This is a genomic window from Salmonella sp. 2018103 (genome assembly GCF_026247685.1).
GTDB lineage: Bacteria > Pseudomonadota > Gammaproteobacteria > Enterobacterales > Enterobacteriaceae > Salmonella > Salmonella enterica.
Genome location: NZ_CP111029.1, coordinates 4,364,162 through 4,385,034, shown reverse-complemented (window position 1 = coordinate 4,385,034; position 20,873 = coordinate 4,364,162). Strand labels below are relative to the sequence as shown.

21 protein-coding genes and 2 pseudogenes are annotated in these 20,873 nt (G+C 52.0%); 15 read left to right on the top strand and 8 right to left on the bottom strand.

Annotation, left to right across the window (positions count from 1 at the left end; genetic code table 11):
* Nucleotides 1-63 precede the first annotated feature (63 nt).
* On the top strand, nt 64-747 hold the full coding sequence (locus OLG56_RS21080; protein ID WP_072274997.1) for an oligogalacturonate-specific porin KdgM family protein: 684 nt from the start codon (nt 64-66) through the stop codon (nt 745-747).
* 157 nt (nt 748-904) lie between these two features.
* Here the strand turns inward: OLG56_RS21080 and OLG56_RS21075 are convergent, their stop codons facing one another.
* The 3 genes from OLG56_RS21075 to OLG56_RS21065 are packed head-to-tail and all read right to left on the bottom strand — an operon-like array spanning nt 905 to nt 3,722.
* Entirely contained in the window at nt 905-2,212 is a 1,308-nt protein-coding gene (locus tag OLG56_RS21075; RefSeq protein ID WP_000566800.1) for a TRAP transporter large permease, read from the bottom strand.
* A complete protein-coding gene (locus tag OLG56_RS21070; protein ID WP_001091413.1) occupies nt 2,205-2,720 on the bottom strand; it encodes a TRAP transporter small permease in 516 nt (171 codons plus the stop codon). Before OLG56_RS21070 ends, OLG56_RS21075 begins: the two co-directional genes overlap by 8 nt.
* Nucleotides 2,721-2,738: 18 nt before the next feature.
* Nucleotides 2,739-3,722: a TRAP transporter substrate-binding protein gene (locus OLG56_RS21065; protein ID WP_001661631.1), complete on the bottom strand. Its 984-nt coding sequence runs from the start codon at nt 3,720-3,722 to the stop codon at nt 2,739-2,741.
* Nucleotides 3,723-4,050: 328 nt separating this feature from the next.
* Here OLG56_RS21065 and sodA point away from each other — a divergent pair, with 328 nt between their 5' ends.
* The 3 genes from sodA (at nt 4,051) to OLG56_RS21050 (ending at nt 5,837) form a co-directional block, all read left to right on the top strand.
* A complete protein-coding gene (sodA, locus tag OLG56_RS21060; RefSeq protein ID WP_000122632.1) occupies nt 4,051-4,671 on the top strand; it encodes a superoxide dismutase [Mn] in 621 nt (206 codons plus the stop codon).
* Between the two features lie 69 nt (nt 4,672-4,740).
* On the top strand, nt 4,741-5,430 hold the full coding sequence (yiiM, locus tag OLG56_RS21055) for a 6-hydroxyaminopurine reductase (protein ID WP_031602029.1): 690 nt from the start codon (nt 4,741-4,743) through the stop codon (nt 5,428-5,430).
* An 11-nt stretch (nt 5,431-5,441) separates the two neighbouring features.
* Complete coding sequence (locus OLG56_RS21050; protein WP_000133441.1) at nt 5,442-5,837, top strand: nuclear transport factor 2 family protein; 396 nt, start codon at nt 5,442-5,444, stop codon at nt 5,835-5,837.
* A 50-nt stretch (nt 5,838-5,887) separates the two neighbouring features.
* On the opposite strand, the gene cpxA is transcribed toward OLG56_RS21050, so the two are convergent.
* A complete protein-coding gene (gene cpxA, locus OLG56_RS21045) occupies nt 5,888-7,261 on the bottom strand; it encodes an envelope stress sensor histidine kinase CpxA (RefSeq protein WP_000580402.1) in 1,374 nt (457 codons plus the stop codon).
* Nucleotides 7,258-7,956: an envelope stress response regulator transcription factor CpxR gene (cpxR, locus tag OLG56_RS21040; protein WP_001033731.1), complete on the bottom strand. Its 699-nt coding sequence runs from the start codon at nt 7,954-7,956 to the stop codon at nt 7,258-7,260. Before cpxR ends, cpxA begins: the two co-directional genes overlap by 4 nt.
* Before the next feature lie 150 nt (nt 7,957-8,106).
* On the opposite strand from cpxR, the gene cpxP reads away from it, so the two are divergent.
* The 11 genes and pseudogenes from cpxP to OLG56_RS20985 form a co-directional block, all read left to right on the top strand.
* Nucleotides 8,107-8,607: a cell-envelope stress modulator CpxP gene (gene cpxP, locus OLG56_RS21035; RefSeq protein WP_001233463.1), complete on the top strand. Its 501-nt coding sequence runs from the start codon at nt 8,107-8,109 to the stop codon at nt 8,605-8,607.
* Between the two features lie 147 nt (nt 8,608-8,754).
* Nucleotides 8,755-9,657 carry a CDF family cation-efflux transporter FieF gene (gene fieF, locus OLG56_RS21030; RefSeq protein WP_001077322.1) on the top strand — a complete coding sequence of 301 codons (903 nt, stop codon included), beginning with the start codon at nt 8,755-8,757 and terminating at the stop codon, nt 9,655-9,657.
* 184 nt (nt 9,658-9,841) lie between these two features.
* A complete protein-coding gene (gene pfkA, locus OLG56_RS21025; RefSeq protein ID WP_000591793.1) occupies nt 9,842-10,804 on the top strand; it encodes a 6-phosphofructokinase in 963 nt (320 codons plus the stop codon).
* Nucleotides 10,805-11,007: 203 nt separating this feature from the next.
* A complete protein-coding gene (locus tag OLG56_RS21020) occupies nt 11,008-11,997 on the top strand; it encodes a sulfate ABC transporter substrate-binding protein (RefSeq protein ID WP_000758713.1) in 990 nt (329 codons plus the stop codon).
* A gap of 100 nt (nt 11,998-12,097) precedes the next feature.
* Nucleotides 12,098-12,853, top strand: coding sequence for a CDP-diacylglycerol diphosphatase (locus OLG56_RS21015; RefSeq protein WP_023217249.1), 756 nt, complete (start codon nt 12,098-12,100; stop codon nt 12,851-12,853).
* Nucleotides 12,854-13,115: 262 nt separating this feature from the next.
* Nucleotides 13,116-14,450 (top strand): MFS transporter, encoded by a 1,335-nt coding sequence (locus OLG56_RS21010; RefSeq protein ID WP_001636335.1) that lies wholly within the window; start codon nt 13,116-13,118, stop codon nt 14,448-14,450.
* A 10-nt stretch (nt 14,451-14,460) separates the two neighbouring features.
* A complete protein-coding gene (locus OLG56_RS21005) occupies nt 14,461-15,420 on the top strand; it encodes an aminoimidazole riboside kinase (RefSeq protein ID WP_023217248.1) in 960 nt (319 codons plus the stop codon).
* A 9-nt stretch (nt 15,421-15,429) separates the two neighbouring features.
* Nucleotides 15,430-16,470 (top strand): ADP-ribosylglycohydrolase family protein, encoded by a 1,041-nt coding sequence (locus OLG56_RS21000; protein WP_000557882.1) that lies wholly within the window; start codon nt 15,430-15,432, stop codon nt 16,468-16,470.
* Between the two features lie 62 nt (nt 16,471-16,532).
* Nucleotides 16,533-17,255 carry a GntR family transcriptional regulator gene (locus tag OLG56_RS20995; protein WP_001535809.1) on the top strand — a complete coding sequence of 241 codons (723 nt, stop codon included), beginning with the start codon at nt 16,533-16,535 and terminating at the stop codon, nt 17,253-17,255.
* Nucleotides 17,256-17,352: 97 nt separating this feature from the next.
* Nucleotides 17,353-17,478, top strand: a pseudogene (locus tag OLG56_RS20990) (hypothetical protein); the annotation flags it as partial.
* 45 nt (nt 17,479-17,523) lie between these two features.
* Nucleotides 17,524-17,664, top strand: a pseudogene (locus OLG56_RS20985) (CDP-diacylglycerol diphosphatase); the annotation flags it as partial.
* An 89-nt stretch (nt 17,665-17,753) separates the two neighbouring features.
* On the opposite strand, the gene OLG56_RS20980 reads toward OLG56_RS20985, so the two are convergent.
* The 3 genes from OLG56_RS20980 to lsrR form a co-directional block, all read right to left on the bottom strand.
* Nucleotides 17,754-18,104, bottom strand: coding sequence for a cupin domain-containing protein (locus tag OLG56_RS20980; protein WP_001173080.1), 351 nt, complete (start codon nt 18,102-18,104; stop codon nt 17,754-17,756).
* A gap of 13 nt (nt 18,105-18,117) precedes the next feature.
* On the bottom strand, nt 18,118-19,710 hold the full coding sequence (lsrK, locus tag OLG56_RS20975) for an autoinducer-2 kinase (protein WP_061377450.1): 1,593 nt from the start codon (nt 19,708-19,710) through the stop codon (nt 18,118-18,120).
* A gap of 87 nt (nt 19,711-19,797) precedes the next feature.
* On the bottom strand, nt 19,798-20,757 hold the full coding sequence (lsrR, locus tag OLG56_RS20970) for a transcriptional regulator LsrR (RefSeq protein WP_001283049.1): 960 nt from the start codon (nt 20,755-20,757) through the stop codon (nt 19,798-19,800).
* Nucleotides 20,758-20,873: the final 116 nt, after the last annotated feature.

Here is a 20,873-nt window from a genome sequence, read left to right as displayed (position 1 = left end):
ATTCACATTGCGTATTATGGTTGTAACGGCCTGACATAAAACAACGTTTTAATTTTAAATTAAATGGATTCTATTATGAGAAAATCTCTTTTCTTACTATTACCTCTTGTTGTAACAAATGCGCATGCAGTATATGTCGATGTTCGTCATGAATATCTTGATGATAGTAAAGCTAACTATGACCGTGCGTATATTTCTCATCGGTTTGCGAATGGTGTTGGTTTTGCGATAGAAGCTATCTCAAAATCAGGCGGGGATGACACCAATAAAGCGTTTAATGACCTGGAAACACAGGGCAACGAATATACGATAAGCTACCAATTTAAAACCGGTGATGTCGCCTGGCAACCGGGTTTTGTGCTGGAAACAGGCAACGGTTACTCTACCTATAAGCCTTACTTCCGCGCGACGTGGACATTAAATGAAAGCTGGTGGGTTGGCGCGCGCTATCGTTTTGAATATGTACGCCGTTCTTCTGATATCCGTGATGATGATACCATCAATCGTATGGATGTCTGGGCGGGTTATAAATGGAACAATTTTGACTGGACAATCGAAGGAATTTATAAGAAAGCCGATAAATATGATCTTTACGATGGCGGCAAAGATAATTATGAATATAACTTCAGAACTGCCTATATTATTGACCAATGGTCGCCATTCGTTGAGGTAGGTAATGTTTCCGTCAATAGCAACAGCGATGAAAGACAAACCCGTTTCCGCGTGGGTATAGGCTACACATTCTAATCATTCTCCCTGTTTATTATTTATTCCCTTTTCCGGCTACTTTATAGGTAGCCGGTTTTTTTTACCTGGTGATGACCTGCGGATAATTATTATCGTGCGTTGGCCGGATAAGACGCGAATCGCCATCCGGCAACGAGATGTGCAGGAAACTATGCGCTTACATGATGCCCAGTAGACGGGGTAAGAACAGTGTGATTTCCGGAATGTAGGTAATTAATAACAGAACGCCGATAATCGCGCCGTAAAAAGGCAGCAACGGTTTAATCACTTCCTCAACTTTGACCTTACCGACGCTCGCCCCGACATATAAACCACTGCCAACTGGCGGCGTAATAGTGCCAATCGCCAGGTTATAGATCATGATAATGCCGAAATGCACCGGATCGACGCCCAGTTTAGCCATGATCGGCAGCAGAATCGGGGTAAAAATCAGAATGGCCGGACCGATATCCATAAATGCGCCGATAATCAACAAAAAGACGGTAATGACTAACAGGATAACCAGTTTATTGGCGGAAATACCGAGGATCATATCGCTCAGCGCCGCAGGAATATTGGTGATCGACATCGAGAAGGACATCGCCGAAGAGGTTGCCAGCAGGAACATGATGACCCCGGTCATTACCACTGTCTGGAGCAAAATCGAAGGCAAATCCTTAATTTTCAGCGTGCGGTAAAACACCATCGTCAGCAATAACGTATACACCACGGCAATCGCGGAGGCTTCAATGGCGGTGAAAATCCCCTGCACAATGCCGCCGACAATAATCACGATCAGCAGCAGGCTGGGAATGGCCTCAACGGCAACTTTTAGCGCCATGCCTTTTTGGACGGTGAAGAAAACCCGATAATTTCGACGCTTAGCGACCACCAGCGTGACCAGCATACAGCCAACGCCCCACAGCACACCCGCAACCAGACCGCCGGCGAACAGAGCGGCAATCGATGTTCCCCCGCTTGCCAGCGCATAAAGGATAAAAGCCGTGGTGGGCGGAATTAACATTCCCGTCGGCGCGGAGGCGATATTCACCGCGGCCGCAAAGCCGCGATCGTAACCTTCGCGCGCGCTCATCGGCACCATCACGCCGCCGATGGAGGTTGAGGCGGCAATTGCCGATCCGGAAATTGCACCAAACATCATATTGCCGACGATGTTGGTGTAAGAGAGCGAGCCGGGCAGTTTGCCAGTAAACAGTTTGGCAAAATTGACCAGCCGGGCGGCAATTCCCCCGCTATTCATGATCACCCCGGACAAAACGAAGAACGGCACGGCCAGCAAGGCAAAACTGTCCAGGCTGGAGAACATTTTTTGCGCGGTGGCGAACATCGAAATATCGAAAGGCAGTACCAGCATCATGGTGCTGAAAGAGGCGATGACGATGCAGATCCCGATAGGCGCGCCCATGGCCAGTAAAACAACAAAGACGGCAATTAGCGTACAGGACGCAAAAATAGGGTCAATCATGTGATTTCTCCAGAGTGTGCTCAGTGGTATCCGTGGCGGAATGGATAGCTTTCAGGGCGTCAACGATATTCAGCAGCCCATAGAGGATGATCAGTACGCCCGCGCAGGGGAGCGCGTAATAAATTTTCCCCATCGGAATGCCCAGCGCAGGGGAGATTTGCAGCATAGAAATCGCAGAAATCTTTAAGCCGCCGATAATCAATACCCAAATGGAAAACGCGATAAAAATGACCTGCAGAATAATATCCCACCAGCCGCGAATCGTCGGCGACACCTTATCCAGTAAGAGAGTCAGGCTGATATGCTGTTTTTGACCGGCGACAAAAGCCATGCCCAGCATTGATACCCACACCAGGAGAAATCGCAGCATCTCTTCGGTAAGGGTGCTGGGAACGCCCAGAATGTAGCGGCTCACCACCTGCCAGCAGGCGATGCCAACCATTATCGCCAGCACCAGGCAACAGATAGCGCCCAGCAATAAATCAAGTCCTTTTCTGAATGTGTTCATCTTAATTTCCTGATTAGATTAATTTTTTGCTGTCTGGATACGTTGATACAGCCCGTAAAGCCGCGGCTTGTTTTTCAGACCGTCGTAAATAGGCTGTACTGCCTTCTGGAAGGGCTTTTTGTCGATCTCGTAGAATTCAACGTTGAAATCTTTTACCGCCGCCAGCCTGGTTTTCTCTATTTCCTTGTCCCATGCGGCTTTCTCAAATTCGATCGACGCCTTGATGGCGGCTTCGACGATGCGCTGCTGTTCCGGCGTCAGCTTTTCCAGCGTGAGGGTACTCATTAACAGGATATCGGGAATGCGGGTGTGCATATCGTAGGTGTAATAACGGGCGACTTCACCGTGGCGGGCGATGGTGAGAGCGAACTCATTGTTTTCCGCGCCGTCGAGTATGCCTTGTTGTAACGAGGTATAGACCTCCGCCTGGCTCATGGCGATAGGCGAAGCGCCCAGCAGTTTGAGAGTTTGGATCGCCGTCTCACTCTGCATGACGCGGATCTTCTTCCCGCGTAAATCCTCAATGCGTTTAACCGGCGCTTTGCTCATATAAAAATTACGCGCGCCGGAATCATACCAGCCTACGCCGACAAACCCCTGCGCGGCGGTGGACTGATAGACAGGCTCCATCACCTGTGGGTTATCCATTACGCGGTAGTATTCCTCGACGTTGGCAAACAGGTAGGGAAGTGAGAACACGCCGTACTCAGGCGAAAAACTCTCCATCAGCCCGGACGACACTTTAGTGATGTCGACGACGCCGACCTGCGTCAACTCCACCAGTTCGCGCTCGCCGCCAAGCTGTCCGTCCGGGAAGTACTGTACTTTGATATCGCCGCCCGTTTTCTCTTCAACTTGCTGCCCCAGGAAGTGCAACGCATCTTTTACCGGCTGGCTATTTTCAGCGTAGGCCAGGCGCAAAATGGTTTCGCCGTGGGAGAAGAAAGAGAGTGTAGAGAGTAAGGCCAACGTAGCCAGACGTATAAAACCAGGTTGCTTCATAATTCCCTCGCAATTGTAATAATTTACCGGGAATGTAATTGCATGATGAAATTATAACCTTCTTGATTTTGCCACCGATGACAAAATTTGGCACCAAAAGAAAGATTTTGAAACCCTGTTTCACATTTCATGATTTCCAGGAATTCATCAACAGGCGGTTTCGGTTGGAGGCGTAAAAAACGGTTTTTTTCAGCGGATGCCGTAACGTTTATAACCCTGGAAAAAGTACGGCATTGATAATCATTTTCAATATCATTTAATTAACTATAATGAACCAACTGCTTACGCGGCGTTAACACTGTGCCGCTCGACAATAATGGAGATGATTATGAGTTATACACTGCCATCCCTGCCGTACGCTTATGATGCACTGGAACCGCACTTCGATAAGCAGACGATGGAGATTCACCACACCAAACACCATCAAACCTATGTCAACAACGCTAACGCGGCGCTGGAAAACCTGCCTGAGTTTGCTGACCTGCCGGTTGAAGAACTGATTACTAAACTGGACCAGGTGCCAGCGGACAAAAAAACCGTGCTGCGTAACAACGCCGGCGGCCACGCTAACCACAGCCTGTTCTGGAAAGGGCTGAAAAAAGGCACCACTCTGCAGGGCGACCTGAAAGCGGCTATCGAGCGTGACTTCGGTTCCGTTGACAACTTCAAAGCTGAATTCGAAAAAGCAGCAGCAACCCGTTTCGGCTCCGGCTGGGCGTGGCTGGTGCTGAAAGGCGACAAACTGGCTGTGGTTTCTACCGCAAACCAGGATTCCCCGCTGATGGGTGAAGCCATTTCCGGCGCTTCCGGCTTCCCGATCCTGGGTCTGGACGTGTGGGAACACGCTTACTACCTGAAATTCCAGAACCGCCGCCCGGACTACATCAAAGAGTTCTGGAACGTGGTGAACTGGGACGAAGCAGCAGCGCGTTTCGCCGCTAAAAAATAATTTGCATTGCACGTCTGTAGAAGCGAGTCTGATGACTCGCTTTTTTTGTATCCGCGTAAGGAGCAGCAGATGCATTATCCGGTTGACGTGTTTATTGGCAAAATTCGTGACTATGACGGCAGCCGCCCGAGCGCTATCGCCAAGGTGCAAATCGACGGCGAACTTATGCTGACCGAGCTGGGTCTGGCAGGCGATCAGCAGGCCGAAAAGAAAATCCATGGCGGCCCCGACCGCGCGCTATGCCATTACCCCCGCGAACACTATGCTGATTGGATTCGCCAGTTCCCCGAGCAGGCGACGCTGTTTTGCGCCCCGGCGTTTGGCGAGAATCTGTCGACGAACGGAATGACCGAACACAACGTGTTTATTGGCGATATCTACCGCTGGGGCGAGGCGTTGATCCAGGTCACTCAGCCGCGCTCTCCATGCTTTAAACTTAATTTCTACTTTTCCATCAGCGACATGGCCCTCCTTATGCAGAACAGCGGAAAAACCGGCTGGCTGTATCGGGTCATTGCGCCAGGTAAAGTCTCCAGCGATGCGCCGCTGGAACTGGCGTCGCGTCTGAGCGATGTCTCGGTTCATGAAGCGGGTGTTATCGCCTGGTCTATGCCGTTTGATGACGAACAATATCATCGGCTGCTGAGCGCCGCCGGGCTGTCGGCGAGCTGGAGCCGCACCATGCAGAAGCGTCGTTTGAGCGGCAAAATTGAAGATAGCGCCAGACGGCTGTGGGGTGATAAAACTCCGCCAAAATGAAAGGAAGGGTTATGACTGAAGCTGAAAATGCGGTGGCGATCGTAAAAGAATTTTTGGTGGCCTCGATGATTCCTGATGCTGAACGCGCCGCAACGTATATGCACCCGGAGGTGAAAATTACCTTCACCGGAGGCCGGGCGATGGCGGGCGCGGCAGATATCGCGCAGTTTAACGGCGCTCGCTACAAGTGGGTGAAGAAGGCGCTGGGCGAGTTTGATGCGGTGCAGCATGATGATTACGTTGTGATTTATTCCAACGGTACGTTGTATGGCGAATGGCCCGACGGTCGCCCGTTTGCCGATAACCGCTTTATCGACCGCTTCGAAGTGCGCGATGGCAAAATTACCCGGATGGACGTGTGGAATGACAGCGCCGAGTGGATTTTAGCGCCAGACATTTCCCGTTAAATCTTGATGGCGAGATAAAAAATCGGCCTGCATTCGCAGGCCGATGGTTTTTAGGTTCGCTTGTACAGCGGTAGCCACAGCGTGAGCCGCAACCCACCCAGTGGGCTATCGTCAGCCTTCACCCAGCCGCGGTGCTGCTGCATGGCGCTTTCAACAATCGCCAGCCCCAGCCCGGTGCCGCCAGACTCGCGGTCGCGCGCCTCATCAGTGCGATAGAACGGACGGAAGATCTGCTCACGGTCTTCAGGGCTGACGCCCGGCCCGTCGTCATCGACCGTGATCGTAATACCGTCTTTATCCACCGAGAAGCCGACTTCAATCTTCGTATGTGAATAGCGCAGCGCATTACGAACAATATTTTCCAGCGCGCTTTCCAGCGCGTTTGGGTTGCCATAGAGCGGCCACGGCCCCGGCGGATAATTTACCGTTAACGACTTGCCCATCTGTTCGGCTTCAAAGGCGGCGTTATCCAGCACTTCGCCCCATAGCTGATTGGCTTTCATCGTTTCGCTGACCAGCGCGTTTTTCTGTTGGTTACGCGACATCACCAGCAGGTCATTGATCATGCTGTCCAGACGCTGCGCTTCGGTTTCAATACGCTCCAGCTCTTTGCTTTCGCCGCCACGACGACGCAGCAGCGCGGTACCCAGTTGCAGGCGCGTAAGGGGCGTTCGCAGCTCATGGGAGATGTCTGACAGCAAACGCTGCTGCGAGGTCATCATCCGTTCCAGCGCCGTCACCATCTGGTTAAAACTGGCGCCAGCGGCGAGGAACTCCTGCGGACCCGCCTCCAGTTCCGGATGCTGACGCAGGTTGCCTTGCGCCACTTCATCAGCCGCGTTTTTCAACTTACGCGCCGGTTTCGCCAGACTCCATGCCAGCCATAGCAAGAGCGGCGAACTGACCAGCATCGTGACAATGAGCAACAGAAGCGGGCGGTCAAACAGCAGATTAATAAAATCGGATTGCGAACTGCTGGCCGGTCGAATCAGGTAAAGCTGGTAATTATCCTCTCCGTCGCGAACGGAGAACGGCCCCACCATCTCTACGCGGCCATATTTTTTCTTCTGCGGATGATCGGCGTTATCCGCCTGACCAATGAAGTTACGAATGATCTGCATTTCGCTGCGTTCAGCGCCGATCACGCGTCCTTCAGAGGTCACCAGTAATAACCGCTGTCCAGGCGGCGCCCACTTATCGATCGCGCGGAACAGGCGACGCCACCACATCAGGTCGTTGGGTGGATCGTTCGCAAGTTCAGCTTCTACATGTTGCTCTATCATCAATCCCTGGCGCTGCTCGCTGTCCAGCAGCTCGGTCATCTGGCGTGAATCGAGCTTGGGCAACATCAGGACCAGCATTAGCACCAGCGCCAGCGTCAACCAGAAGATGGCGAAGATGCGCGCGGTTAAACTTCCTATCATGAAGCGGAAACCATCAGATAGCCGCGACCACGCAATGTTTTAAACCACGGGTGACCGTCTTTGCGTTCCGGCAGTTTGCGGCGCAGGTTAGAAATATGCATATCAATAGCGCGATCGAACGGCGTCAGGCGCTTGCCCAGCACTTCCTGACTTAAATGTTCACGGGAAACCACCTGGCCGAGGTGTTGCGCCAGCAAATAGAGCAGGGTGAACTCCGTACCGGTCAGCTCCAGCGTTTGGCCATCGAAACTGGCTTCCTGGCGGCCCGGATTAAGGCTTAGCGCATCGACTTCCAGCGTCGGCGAGCCGTTGTCGCTGCTCTGCTGCTGTTCGCTCCAGTGGGAACGGCGCAAAATAGCCCTGATGCGCGCTACCAGCTCGCGGTCGTTAAACGGTTTGGGCAAATAGTCGTCCGCGCCCAGCTCAAGGCCGAGAACGCGATCCAGCTCGCTGCCGCGCGCGGTCAGCATAATGACAGGCGTCTGGTGTGTCTGGCGAAGCGCTTTCAACGTATCGATACCGTTTTTCTTCGGCATCATGACGTCAAGCAAAAGTAAATCGATGCTGTCATCCAAAAGCTCAAGCGCCTGCTCGCCGTCGTGGGCCACCAGGACATTAAAACCTTCCATTTCGAGGAGCTCTTTTAACAGGGAAGTCAGCTCTCGGTCATCATCAACTAACAGGATTTTATTCATTGTTTACGTACCTCCGAGGCAGAAATTACGTCATCAGGCGTCGCTAATCCATGACTTTACGTTGTTTTACACCCCCTGACGCATGTTTGCAGCCCGAATCGTAAACTGTCTCTCGTTGAATCGCGACAGAAAAGATTTTGGGAGCAAGCGATGCGCAAAGTTACCGCTGCTGTTATGGCCTCAACGCTGGCATTCAGTTTTTTAAGCCACGCAGCTGAAGTTGTTACAAGCGATAACTGGCACCCCGGTGACGGGGCCACGCAGCGTAGCGCGCAAAATCATATGTTTGACGGCATAAGTTTAACCGAACATCAGCGTCAGCAGATGCGAGATCTTATGCAACAGGCAAGGCACGAACAGCCTCCTGTTAATGTTAGCGAAATGGAGACAATGCATCGGCTTGTCACCGCAGAAAAATTTGATGAAAGCGCTGTGCGCGCTCAGGCAGAAAAAATGGCGCAAGAGCAGGTTGCCCGCCAGGTCGAAATGGCCCGCGTGCGTAACCAGATGTATCGCCTGTTAACGCCGGAGCAGCAAGCGGTTTTGAATGAAAAGCATCAGCAACGAATGGAGCAACTGCGCGACGTGGCGCAATGGCAAAAAAGTTCATCGTTGAAATTATTGAGTAGTAGCAACTCACGTTCCCAGTAACAACCCTGTTTTCCTTGCCATAGACACCATCCCTGTCTTCCCCCACATGATGTGGGGGTTTTTTTTATCTCCAGTTTGTCATTCTGTTATTAGCTTACTGTTTTAAACCATCCGTTATACTACCGGCAGAAGATAGCGGGAGTATTTATGAATCAAACCTATGGACGGCTGGTTAGCCGGGCGGCTATCGCGGCAACAGCGATGGCATCAGCGTTACTTTTGATCAAAATTTTTGCGTGGTGGTATACGGGATCGGTGAGTATTCTGGCGGCGTTGGTGGACTCGCTGGTGGATATTGCCGCGTCATTGACGAATTTGTTGGTCGTGCGTTATTCGCTGCAACCCGCAGATGATGAACATACGTTTGGTCACGGTAAAGCGGAGTCGCTGGCGGCACTGGCGCAAAGTATGTTTATTTCCGGTTCGGCGTTGTTTCTGTTTTTGACCAGTATCCAGAATCTGATTAAGCCGACGCCAATGAACGACCCCGGCGTGGGGATTGGCGTTACCGTCATCGCTCTGATATGCACTATTATACTGGTCACGTTTCAGCGCTGGGTGGTACGCAAGACCCAAAGTCAGGCGGTACGGGCGGATATGCTTCATTATCAGTCTGATGTTATGATGAACGGAGCGATTCTTATCGCGCTTGGATTATCCTGGTACGGTTGGCATCGTGCGGATGCTCTGTTTGCGTTAGGTATCGGCATCTATATTTTGTATAGCGCGTTGCGTATGGGGTATGAGGCGGTGCAGTCATTATTGGATCGCGCGCTGCCCGATGCGGAACGACAGGAAATTATTGATATCGTGACGTCATGGCCGGGAGTCAGCGGCGCGCACGATCTCCGCACGCGGCAGTCAGGGCCGACCCGCTTTATTCAGATTCATTTGGAAATGGAAGATAATCTGCCGCTCGTTCAGGCGCATTTAGTGGCTGAACAGGTAGAGCAGGCGATTTTGCGGCGTTTTCCGGGTTCAGATGTCATTATTCATCAGGATCCCTGTTCAGTCGTCCCCACGGAAGGCAAGAAGTTCGAGCTTGTATAATTGATTGTTAAAAAGTGAGCCAGGCCAGCATTTTGTGTATAAATTACCGCCATTTGGCCTGACCTGAATCAATTCAGCAGGAAGGGATTGTTATACTATCTGTATATTCGTTGGATCGTTTCGAAGTGCGAAATCGGCTTCCGGCAATAGATTTCATTTTGCATTCCAAAGTTCAGAGGTAGTCATGATTAAGAAAATCGGTGTGTTGACAAGCGGCGGTGATGCGCCGGGCATGAACGCGGCAATCCGCGGTGTTGTGCGCGCAGCGTTGACGGAAGGGCTGGAAGTCATGGGCATTTATGACGGCTATCTGGGCCTGTATGAAGATCGTATGGTTCAGCTTGACCGTTACAGCGTATCTGACATGATCAACCGTGGCGGTACTTTCCTCGGTTCCGCCCGTTTCCCGGAATTCCGTGACGAAAATATTCGCGCTGTCGCGATCGAAAACCTGAAAAAACGCGGTATCGATGCGCTGGTAGTTATTGGCGGCGACGGTTCTTATATGGGTGCAAAACGTCTGACTGAAATGGGCTTCCCGTGCATCGGTCTGCCAGGCACTATCGATAACGACATCAAAGGCACCGACTACACTATCGGCTACTTCACTGCTCTCGGCACTGTAGTGGAAGCGATTGACCGTCTGCGTGACACCTCCTCTTCTCACCAGCGTATCTCTATCGTTGAGGTGATGGGCCGTTATTGCGGCGACCTGACGTTGGCGGCGGCTATTGCTGGCGGCTGTGAGTTTATCGTGGTGCCGGAAGTTGAATTTAATCGCGAAGATCTGGTGGCGGAAATCAAAGCCGGGATCGCGAAAGGGAAAAAACACGCTATCGTCGCTATTACTGAGCATATGTGCGATGTTGACGAACTGGCGCACTTTATTGAAAAAGAAACGGGCCGTGAAACGCGTGCGACGGTGCTCGGCCACATTCAGCGCGGTGGTTCCCCGGTACCTTACGATCGCATTCTGGCTTCCCGTATGGGCGCGTATGCTATTGACCTGCTGCTGGAAGGCCATGGCGGTCGTTGTGTCGGTATCCAGAACGAGCAGCTTGTTCATCATGACATCATCGATGCGATTGAAAACATGAAGCGTCCGTTCAAAAGCGACTGGATGGAGTGCGCGAAAAAACTGTACTGATTGTTTTTGCGCGCCTGATGGCGCTACGCTAATCCGGCCTACAGGTTGCAGAAACGTGTAGGCCGGATTAGGCGCTAGCCGCCATCCGGTAATCCCTCAGATTTATTCCTCGAAGTTATAGCCAATCTTTTTTTATTCTTTAATGTTTGGATCTCTTTCTGGCACGCTTTGCTCATCACAACACAACATAAGCGAGTCGGGCGATGAAAAAGTGGGGCGTGGGATTCACATTATTGCTGGCGTCAACCAGCATTCTGGCAAAGGATATTCAGTTACTTAACGTATCGTATGATCCAACGCGTGAGCTGTACGAGCAGTACAACAAAGCGTTTAGCGCGCACTGGAAGCAGGAAACCGGCGACAACGTCGTGATCCGCCAATCGCACGGCGGTTCGGGTAAACAGGCGACTTCCGTCATTAACGGCATTGAAGCCGATGTCGTGACGCTGGCGCTGGCTTACGATGTGGACGCTATTGCTGAACGTGGTCGTATCGATAAAAACTGGATCAAGCGTCTGCCGGATAACTCAGCACCTTACACCTCCACCATCGTTTTCCTGGTCCGCAAAGGCAATCCAAAACAAATTCATGACTGGAACGATCTGATTAAACCCGGTGTGTCGGTGATTACGCCAAACCCGAAAAGCTCCGGCGGCGCACGCTGGAACTATCTGGCAGCATGGGGCTACGCCCTGCACCACAACAATAACGATCAGGCCAAAGCGCAGGACTTTGTCAAAGCCCTGTTTAAAAACGTTGAAGTGCTGGACTCCGGTGCGCGTGGCTCAACCAATACTTTCGTTGAACGCGGTATCGGTGATGTGCTGATCGCCTGGGAAAACGAAGCGCTACTGGCGACGAATGAACTGGGTAAAGATAAATTCGAGATAGTGACCCCGAGTGAATCTATTCTCGCAGAGCCGACCGTTTCCGTGGTCGACAAAGTGGTGGAAAAGAAAGACACCAAAGCGGTAGCGGAAGCGTATCTCAAGTATCTCTACTCGCCGGAAGGGCAGGAGATAGCAGCGAAAAACTTCTACCGTCCGCGCGATGCTGACGTGGTGAAAAAATACGACGATGCGTTTCCGAAGCTGAAGCTTTTCACCATTGACGAGGTGTTTGGCGGCTGGGCGAAGGCGCAAAAAGATCACTTCGCTAATGGTGGTACGTTCGACCAAATCAGCAAACGCTAAACCGTTTATAAACCCGGTAACGTATTATGTTACCGGGTTTTTTCTTTGCCACAATTTTGCGTTACTCTTCCCCGTCTATGGGTCACAGGGAACGCATAACATGAAAAAAACAGGTTACTTTTTACTGGCGGTGATAGTGATTGTTGCCGCGGCGGGCGTCGGTTACTGGAAATTTTCCGGCAATCCTGATGCATTACGGGAAATCGTGCTTGAACAATGCCTGCCCGATCAGTTACAGCATCAAAATCCAGCGCCTTGCGCGGAAGTCAAACCTCGCGCCGGCTATGTCGTCTTTAAAGATCGTCACGGTCCATTGCAATATTTATTGATGCCCACCTACCGTATCAACGGTACAGAAAGCCCGCTATTGCTGGAACCCGCTACGCCCAACTTTTTCTGGCTGGCCTGGCAGGCTCGCGGCTATATGAGTAAAAAATACGGGCATGATATTCCGGATAGCGCGGTCTCGCTGGCGATTAATTCGCGGCTTGGTCGTTCACAGGACCATTTGCATATCCATATTTCTTGCATCCGTCCTGACGTTCGGGAACAACTGGATAACGATCTCACGCGTATCAGCACTCGCTGGCTTCCGCTGCCGGGCGGCCTGATGGGGCATGAATACCTGGCGCGCCGGGTAACCGAGAGCGAACTGGCGCAGCGTAGTCCGTTTATGATGCTGGCGGAAGAGGTGCCGGAAGCGCGCGATCATATGGGACGCTATGGGCTGGCGGTGGTACGCCAAAGCGATGGCTCTTTTGTCCTGCTGGCGACCGAGCGTAATTTACTGACCTTCAACCGCGCATCGGCGGAAGAGATTCAGGACCATAGTTGCGCCATTTTGTCTTCCCGCTGATTTTCGTTCCACCCCCTGCTCATTATCTTATTGATTCTTATCCCGGTTTAAAACTGGGGTAAGATCGTGTCTATAAAAATATGTGAAACCGATCAAAAGATATAAAGGTATGCCTTTATATCTTTTTGTGGTTAGTTACACTCTCTTCATAGCCTCCATGGATTGTCTGGTGGATGGCTTATATAAAAACGTTTTTATTTCATGTAGTGACATCATTAATTGTTCACCAGATTTGCGCTGTTAAGCGTAAAGGAATATCAACATGAAACTTTCTATCGTGGAAAAAATCGGCTTCGGCGCGGGAGATATGGCGATAAACGTTGTGATTATCGCCATGCAGCTGCTCCTCGCCTATTTCTATACCGATATCTACGGCCTGAGCGCCGCTGATGTTGGCGTACTGTTTGTGGTTGTGCGGATGATTGATGCCATTATCGATCCGGCCATGGGGGTTCTGACCGATAAACTGAACACGCGCTGGGGGCGTTACCGCCCGTGGCTGCTGTGGTTTGCCATTCCTTTTGGCTTCGCCGTTTATTTGATGTTTATTACGCCTGATATGGCTTATATGGCCAAACTGGCATGGGCCTATGGCACCTATATTCTTATGACCCTGGTCTATACCGCGATCACCATTCCCTATATTTCGATGATTGGCGTGATTACCAGCGACCCCGTCGAACGGTTAAGCGCCAACGGTTATCGTTTTGTGATGACCAAGATTGCCGCTTTCCTGGTGACTATCGTCGTACCGATGCTTGCCGTCTGGCTGGGGCAGGGCAACAAGGCGCTGGGTTACCAGTTTTCGATGGGGCTGATGGGGGCGATGGGCGCCCTGCTGTTTATCTTCTGTTTTCTTACCACGCGTGAACGCAGCGAGCCGGAAATTACCTCGCTATCGGTGGGGAAACAGTTTAAATATCTGTTACGTAACGATCAGTGGATTATTCTCGGCGTTGTTATTCTGCTGCTGATGTGCGGTTATGTTATTCGCGGTTCCGTTGCCGCTTATTACGCTAAGTATTATCTGAACGGCGGAGATAGCCTGATTTCACCCTTCCTGACTACCGGCGTCATCGCTTCAATTTTAGCGATGATCGCCACCACCTGGATAACCAAGTTCTGGGACAAAATTAAGATGTTCCGCTACACCCAGATTATTACCTTTGTCCTGAGCGCGCTGATGTATTTCTCCGTCGGGCGTGAAAATCTTGTCCTGGCGTTTGCGTTCTATTTTCTTATTAATTTCTTCTGCGATATGCAAATGCCGGTGTTCTGGTCCTCTATCGCCGAAGCGGTGGATTACGGAGAAAAGAAAACCGGCCTGCGCGTTTCCGGGTTGGCGTTTGGCGGCATCCTCTTCTTCCAGAAGTTTGGGATGGGGATCGCGGGCGGGATACTCGGATTCCTGCTGAGCCACTTTGGCTATCAGGCCGATGTTGAACAGACCGCACGTTCGCTCACCGGTATTGCGCTGATGATGACGCTCATTCCTGCTCTGTTCCACCTTGCGGTTGGACTGCTTATGAAAAAGTATCTGATTAACAACGAATATTATCGTGATATTCAGCTTGCCCTGGCGCAGAAACAGGCATAAGGAGGCGCAAATGAAGGCCATGAATAAGGTTTGGGTTATCGGCGATGCTTCCGTTGATCTGGTGCCGGAAAAACAGAACAGCTATCTGAAATGCCCCGGCGGAGCGTCGGCGAATGTGGGGGTATGCGTTGCCAGGCTGGGCGGAGAGTGCGGTTTTATTGGCTGTCTTGGCGACGATGACGCCGGCCGTTTCCTGCGCCAGGTTTTTCAGGATAACGGTGTGGATGTCTCTTTTCTACGCATGGATCCGGCCCTGACCAGCGCGGTGCTGATCGTCAACCTGACGGCTGATGGGGAGCGCAGCTTTACCTATCTGGTGCATCCGGGGGCTGATACCTACGTTTCGCCGCAGGACCTGCCGCCGTTCAGGCAGCACGAATGGTTTTACTTCAGTTCAATTGGCCTCACCGACAGGCCCGCTCGCGAGGCGTGCCTTGAGGGAGCGAGAAGAATGCGTGAAGCGGGTGGTTACGTACTGTTTGACGTCAATCTGCGCAGCAAAATGTGGGGGAATACTGATGAAATCCCTGAACTGATCGCCCGCTCCGCCGCGCTGGCTTCTATCTGCAAAGTCTCGGCAGATGAGCTGTGCCAGCTCAGCGGGGCCAGCCACTGGCAGGATGCGCGTTATTACCTACGCGATCTGGGCTGCGACACCACCATCATTTCGCTGGGGGCCGATGGCGCGCTGTTGATTACCGCCGAGGGGGAGTTCCATTTTCCCGCACCGCGCGTCGATGTCGTCGATACCACCGGGGCAGGCGATGCTTTTGTCGGCGGCCTGCTGTTCACCCTTTCCCGCGCAAATTGCTGGAACCATGCCCTGCTGGCGGAGGCCATCAGCAATGCCAATGCCTGCGGCGCCATGGCGGTAACGGCAAAGGGCGCAATGACCGCTTTACCGTTTCCCGACCAGCTAAACACTTTTCTGTCCAGCCATTCGCTGGCACAAGCCATGACCGTGAAATAAGGAGTCATCATGCACGTTGATCAAAACAAAATACTGGGATGCCTGGTGGGTGCCGCCGCCGCGGACGCGATGGGAGCCGCGACGGAAGTACGCACCCAGCAGCAAATAAAAGACTATTTTGGCGGCTGGGTGACGACCTTTCAAAAACCGCCTGCGGACACGTTTGGCCGCTGCAACGAAGCAGGGATGTGCACGGATGATTTTATTCAGGCGAAGTACATTATGGACGCGCTGCTGCGCCATCAACGCCAGGTCAGCGACGAGGCGATGCGCGAGGCTTTTCAGCAGTGGCTGGATTACCCGTACTACGCCAACTTTACCGGCCCGACGACGCGTGCGGCAATGAAGGCAATATTCAATGATAACCGTGCCTCTTTACAGGGTGAGCTGGAAGGCGAGAAACAGTCGGTACAGATTATTAATAAGGGTAACGCGGAGGCAACGAACGGCGCCGCCATGAAGATTTGGCCAGCGGCGGTGCTGCATCCGGGTGATATTGACGCGGCGATTGACTGCGCGCTGCAGATTTGCCGCTTTACCCATAATAACGTGCTGGCGATGTCCGGCGCAGCGGCGATGGCGGCGGCAACCAGCGAGGCGTTAAGAGCGCAGACCAACGCAGACAGCATTATTGCCGCCGGTATTTACGGTGCGCAAAGAGGCTATCTGCTGGCGCAGGAGCAAGGTGCGATGATGGTGGCAGGTCCTTCCGTTGCCCGACGCATTGAGCTGGCCGTGGATATCGGTAAACGTCATCGCCATTGGGAAACGGCGGTGGTGGAACTTGCTGATATTATTGGCTCCGGACTGCACGTGAGTGAAGCGGTGCCGGCGGCCTTTGGCCTGTTCGCGTGTTGTCCGAATTCTGCCGTAGATGCTATTATCTCCGGCGTTAATATCGGCAATGATACTGATACTGTCGCCACCATGGTTGGGGCGATTTCCGGCGCATTCCATGGCGTGGAGGCTTTTCCCGCCGATTATTTAACGACTTTGGATCGTATGAATCATTTCGATTTGGCAGAACTGGCCAGGCAAATCGCAGGGTAGCGACTTCACCCTGCCGGGGACGGTAAAACGTCCCCTGCTGGCGAAGACGTGAGGTGCGCATCTTGCAGGTTGATAAAACGAGCTTTACTCCGCTTTATAAGCAACTATTTTTTATCATCTGTCAGCAGATCCAGAACGGGTCTTTGCCTTTGGGTAGCCAACTACCGACGCAAAAAGAGATCGCCAGAGCCTACAACGTCTCGCTGATTGTGGTTAAACAGGCCTGGAGCGAATTAATCAATGCGGGCATTATTTCGTCGCAGCGCGGGAGTGGTTCGGTGGTGTGCTCGGTGCCGGAAGGCGTGAGCTACGGGCACACGTTTCGCGGTATTACCCGCGATCTCCAGGACGCCAGCGTGGCGATTGAGAACCGTATTCTGGAAATCGCGCCGCGCCGCGCGCGCGACGCTCAGGCAGACGGCTTGAGCCTGCCCGCACAGCATCACTATCTCTATATTTCGCGTATTCGTTGCCTGAATAACCGTCCATTTAACCATGAGAAAATTTATCTCGATCTTAGCTTCTTTCCCGATCTGCAACTCACACCGCAGGCGCTGGAGCATACGTCGCTTTATTCGTTATTAAACGTCACAAGCGACTCGGCGATAGAAAAAGTTGAGGCGATTTTACCTTCCGCTGACCTGTGCGAAAAATTGCAAATCGCCGCCAATAAACCGCTGTTATCTGTCGCCAGACAGACGTTTCAGGCCGGGAAGGACAGCCCTTTTGAGTATTGCCGCTATTATGTGCTGTCTGAATACTTTGGTGAAATTCATTATCACTGATTTGTCCGCTTAATCCTGCGATAACCTCACTATATCTGGCGTTTACCTGCCTGACTGTCCGTCGTATTCTTGCTGAAAAAATCGTCAGGAGACAGGTATGTCGCTCTGGTTGTCCCATCCTCTGTTCCTCCCTTTCATCATCGTTGGCGTTACTATCCTTCTGTGGGCGACTTCGCTACTGCCGGAGTTTATGACCGTACTGCTATTTTTTGCTGTGGCGATGGGACCAGGGAAAGTTCCTGCGCGGGCGGGGATGCTGTGATGTATCGCGCTGGCGGGGGTACGCCAAAGCGATGGCTCTTTTGTCTTGCTGGCGACCGAGCGTAATTTACTGATCTTCAATCGCGCTTCTGCCGAGGAAATTCAGGATCATCAGTGTGATATCTTGAACCAACAGGTCATCAAATGACAGCTTGATATTGCATTAACGAATGCCGTTTGGAGGCCGGACAAGGCTCTCGTGGCGCTATCCGGCAAAATCTGGCGATGGCGCGGGCGTTACCAGGCCGGTGGATCCGCGGGGTGGCTGTCATTTTCCAGATGCGGCGATTTAATAAACACGCCTTTCCAGGGTTTATCGCCGTTATTAATGAGATAATGCGCCTCCCCAGGTTCGCACTGTAAAACATCTCCAGTTTGCAGGATATGAGGTGTTCCTTCCAGATACAGGCACACTTCACCGCTTAGGGTATAAAAAATCTCACAAGCGGTATTATGGCGATGGTTAGGGAATGACTGCCCTGGTTGTAGTATAACGACGCCCATATCGCAGCCCGGCCCACGGATTAAGTATTTAGGGCCATTATCGCCAAAGCGGTATTCATGATTCTTCTCATTCGTTTTTTGCATGCTTATTCTCCTGTTACAGGCCTGGCGCTTTCCAGAGGGATGTCGTTAAGCCACCATCGACCAGCGCGCGTTGATCCTGATAAACGGCCTGCCATTTTTCTCTGGCCTGCTGGTAGACAGCGAAATTTTCAGGATTAGGTTTATGCTCCCGATCCCAGCGCACTAGCTTTTCTCCCGTTTCCGCCAGCGATGGCCAGATACCCACGCCAACGCCTGCGGCAATAGCGCACCCTAGCGCGGTAGCTTCTTTGACGAGAGGTACGTGAACGGTGAGTCCCGTAACGTCGGCAAGGATTTGGCTCCATAATTTGCCTTTAGATCCTCCGCCGGCAAAAACCAGCGAATCGGCCTGTACGCCGGAAAACGCGGCAATTTGCTGTAAATTGCAGGCGGAAACAATGGCGGCATTCTCTTCCAGCGCGCGAAATAGGGTCGCTTTATTACACTTTTCAGGATCGATAGACAGATTGATAAACGACGGCGCGGCGTGGTACCAGCGTTTAAAACGCATAACGTCAGAGAAGATGGGCATCACACCGTGCGCGCCGGGAGGCACCCGGCTGGCCATATCTTCCAGCAGGGAATACGCATCAATACCTAACCTTTCAGCGATTAGTTTTTCCTCAGCGCAAAAGGCGTCGCGGAACCAACGCATCGTTAACCCAGTAAAAAAGCTAATAGACTCGGTTTGTACCATACCGGGGATCACATGAGGATTGATGCGAACGTTCATGTTTGGGTCGGTGACCGGCGCGGGAAGATTGACGACCTGTTGCCAGAAGGTTCCTCCCAGCACGGCCGTTTGCGCCGGGCGTACGACGCCCAGCCCCAGACAGCCTAACTGCACATCGCCGCCGCCAACGATGACCGGCGTACCCGCTTGCAAGTCGCACTGTTCAGCCGCTTTCTGTGAAATGTGACCGAGCAGCGTCCCGGTTTCTTTTACCGGCGAGAGAATGTCAGAACGCAGGCCCGCCATCTGTAACAGGCTACGTTTCCAGTTGCGGGTCACCAGATCCAATAACCCCGTCGTGCCTGCGTTGGAGGGATCGACCGCCAGTTCGCCGCTGAGCATAAAGGCCATCCAGTCGCTGATCATAGTGACGGTTGACGCGCGATGATAAATATCCGGACGATGGTGGGCAAGCCAGAGCAGACGCGGAATAGCGCTGAGCGCCAGCGTTTGCCCGGAGCAACGATAAACTTCCTCCTCAAAGGTGTTATCGTGCAGCTCTTTTAATTCACTGACTTCGTGCGCCGCGCGGGCGTCAACATTAGCGCAGGCCCAAATTGGTTCGCCGTTACTGTCATAAATAACAATGCCTTCACGCATCGAACAGGCCGATACGGCAGCGATAGCCGTTGCAGGGATGGCGGCTTTCTGTAGTGCCTGACGGATACACTGGCAAGCCAGTTGCCAGTTTTTGGCAAGATCAAACTCCATCGAACCAGGCACATCCGGCACGGCCAGATGCTGCCATTCCGCTTGACCGACAGATATTTGCTTTCCTTGTAGATCAAAAATTACTGCTCTGACGCTACCGGTACCGGCGTCAAGAGCCATCAGGTAATGTCCTGATTCAGTATGGGTACAGAGTCGAGCCATTTTTTTATCCTCGGCTATTTTTACATCGTTACATAAAATCCTGTCAGTTATTGTTTATTGAATTGAGGTAAGTGTTGTTTTATTTTTTTATTTTTCAATAAGTTGAATTATTTTCCCTGCGGTTTTCTGATCGGTAACCAGCGCATTGATATAGTTACCGCGCATAGCGGCAATAATAGCTTCTGCTTTTTGTTCGCCGCCGGCGACGCCAATCACGGTTGGGATCGTGGAAAGTGAATTTAACTTCAGGCCAATTAATTCGTTATGGATTTTGATGTCTGGAATAATTTCGCCATGAGCATCAAAAAAATAGCCCAGAATATCGCCTACTGCGCCTTTGCGGCCAATCATGAGTTGTTCACCCTGAGTGATATAGCCGGATTTTAAGATACTGGCTTGATCTTTCTGGTTAATTGCCCCAATCCCCACGATGGCGGCATCGGCAGCTTGCGCTGTGAGCATCACATCCCGCACGCTATTTTCATTGCGCAGCGTGCAGGCAATTTCCTGCGATGATGCGCGCAGCGGCGCGGGCATAATACTTACGCTACAAGCGGCATCAAGCTGGCCTATTCCGGTCATATACGGCCCCACGCCGCCGGATAACGTGACCAGTCGGATTTGTTGCGCCGAGATAAATCCGCTGAGGCGTTTTAATGTGGTCATCGTGGCTTCGCCAAAGCCGACGGCCAGCAGTTGCTGTGGCCGCAGAGACTCCATCAACATATGGGCGGCGCCGATTCCTAAGCGCAGACCAATATCGGCATCGGGTAATGCCGGCAGCACGCGGATATTCTGCAATGCGAAGTGGTTGCGCAAGGCATTTTCATACTCAAGACACCCTTCGAAGCGGGAGTTGATTTGTACGCGAATAATACCGGACTGATGCCCTTTCTCCAGCAGACGAGAAACCTTCAGCCGGGTTAGCCCCAGACGCTCGCTGATTTCACTCTGCGTCAATCCATCGTGATAGTAGAACCAGGCAATACGCGCCACCTGCTCTTCTTCGCACATTCCATAATCAGATACCAACGTATTATCGCTCATTGTCATAACCTGGCTTTACTTTGAACATTTCTAAATCATTAACACAATTGTTCAGTTATCACTCCGAAATAACCGTGATTAACGCCACAAAAACGCGTCAAATCTGAACATTTATC

Coding starts and splice junctions, on each gene's coding strand:
- OLG56_RS21010 (WP_001636335.1), top strand. CDS start 13,116: ATGAAACTTTCTATCGTGGAAAAAATCGGCTTCGGCGCGGGAGATATG.
- OLG56_RS20980 (WP_001173080.1), bottom strand. CDS start 18,104: ATGCAAAAAACGAATGAGAAGAATCATGAATACCGCTTTGGCGATAAT.
- OLG56_RS21000 (WP_000557882.1), top strand. CDS start 15,430: ATGCACGTTGATCAAAACAAAATACTGGGATGCCTGGTGGGTGCCGCC.
- OLG56_RS21005 (WP_023217248.1), top strand. CDS start 14,461: ATGAAGGCCATGAATAAGGTTTGGGTTATCGGCGATGCTTCCGTTGAT.
- OLG56_RS21080 (WP_072274997.1), top strand. CDS start 64: ATGGATTCTATTATGAGAAAATCTCTTTTCTTACTATTACCTCTTGTT.
- fieF (WP_001077322.1), top strand. CDS start 8,755: ATGAATCAAACCTATGGACGGCTGGTTAGCCGGGCGGCTATCGCGGCA.
- OLG56_RS21015 (WP_023217249.1), top strand. CDS start 12,098: ATGAAAAAAACAGGTTACTTTTTACTGGCGGTGATAGTGATTGTTGCC.
- cpxR (WP_001033731.1), bottom strand. CDS start 7,956: ATGAATAAAATCCTGTTAGTTGATGATGACCGAGAGCTGACTTCCCTG.
- OLG56_RS21070 (WP_001091413.1), bottom strand. CDS start 2,720: ATGAACACATTCAGAAAAGGACTTGATTTATTGCTGGGCGCTATCTGT.
- cpxP (WP_001233463.1), top strand. CDS start 8,107: ATGCGCAAAGTTACCGCTGCTGTTATGGCCTCAACGCTGGCATTCAGT.
- pfkA (WP_000591793.1), top strand. CDS start 9,842: ATGATTAAGAAAATCGGTGTGTTGACAAGCGGCGGTGATGCGCCGGGC.
- yiiM (WP_031602029.1), top strand. CDS start 4,741: ATGCATTATCCGGTTGACGTGTTTATTGGCAAAATTCGTGACTATGAC.
- OLG56_RS21075 (WP_000566800.1), bottom strand. CDS start 2,212: ATGATTGACCCTATTTTTGCGTCCTGTACGCTAATTGCCGTCTTTGTT.
- OLG56_RS21065 (WP_001661631.1), bottom strand. CDS start 3,722: ATGAAGCAACCTGGTTTTATACGTCTGGCTACGTTGGCCTTACTCTCT.
- lsrR (WP_001283049.1), bottom strand. CDS start 20,757: ATGAGCGATAATACGTTGGTATCTGATTATGGAATGTGCGAAGAAGAG.
- cpxA (WP_000580402.1), bottom strand. CDS start 7,261: ATGATAGGAAGTTTAACCGCGCGCATCTTCGCCATCTTCTGGTTGACG.
- OLG56_RS21020 (WP_000758713.1), top strand. CDS start 11,008: ATGAAAAAGTGGGGCGTGGGATTCACATTATTGCTGGCGTCAACCAGC.
- lsrK (WP_061377450.1), bottom strand. CDS start 19,710: ATGGCTCGACTCTGTACCCATACTGAATCAGGACATTACCTGATGGCT.
- sodA (WP_000122632.1), top strand. CDS start 4,051: ATGAGTTATACACTGCCATCCCTGCCGTACGCTTATGATGCACTGGAA.
- OLG56_RS21050 (WP_000133441.1), top strand. CDS start 5,442: ATGACTGAAGCTGAAAATGCGGTGGCGATCGTAAAAGAATTTTTGGTG.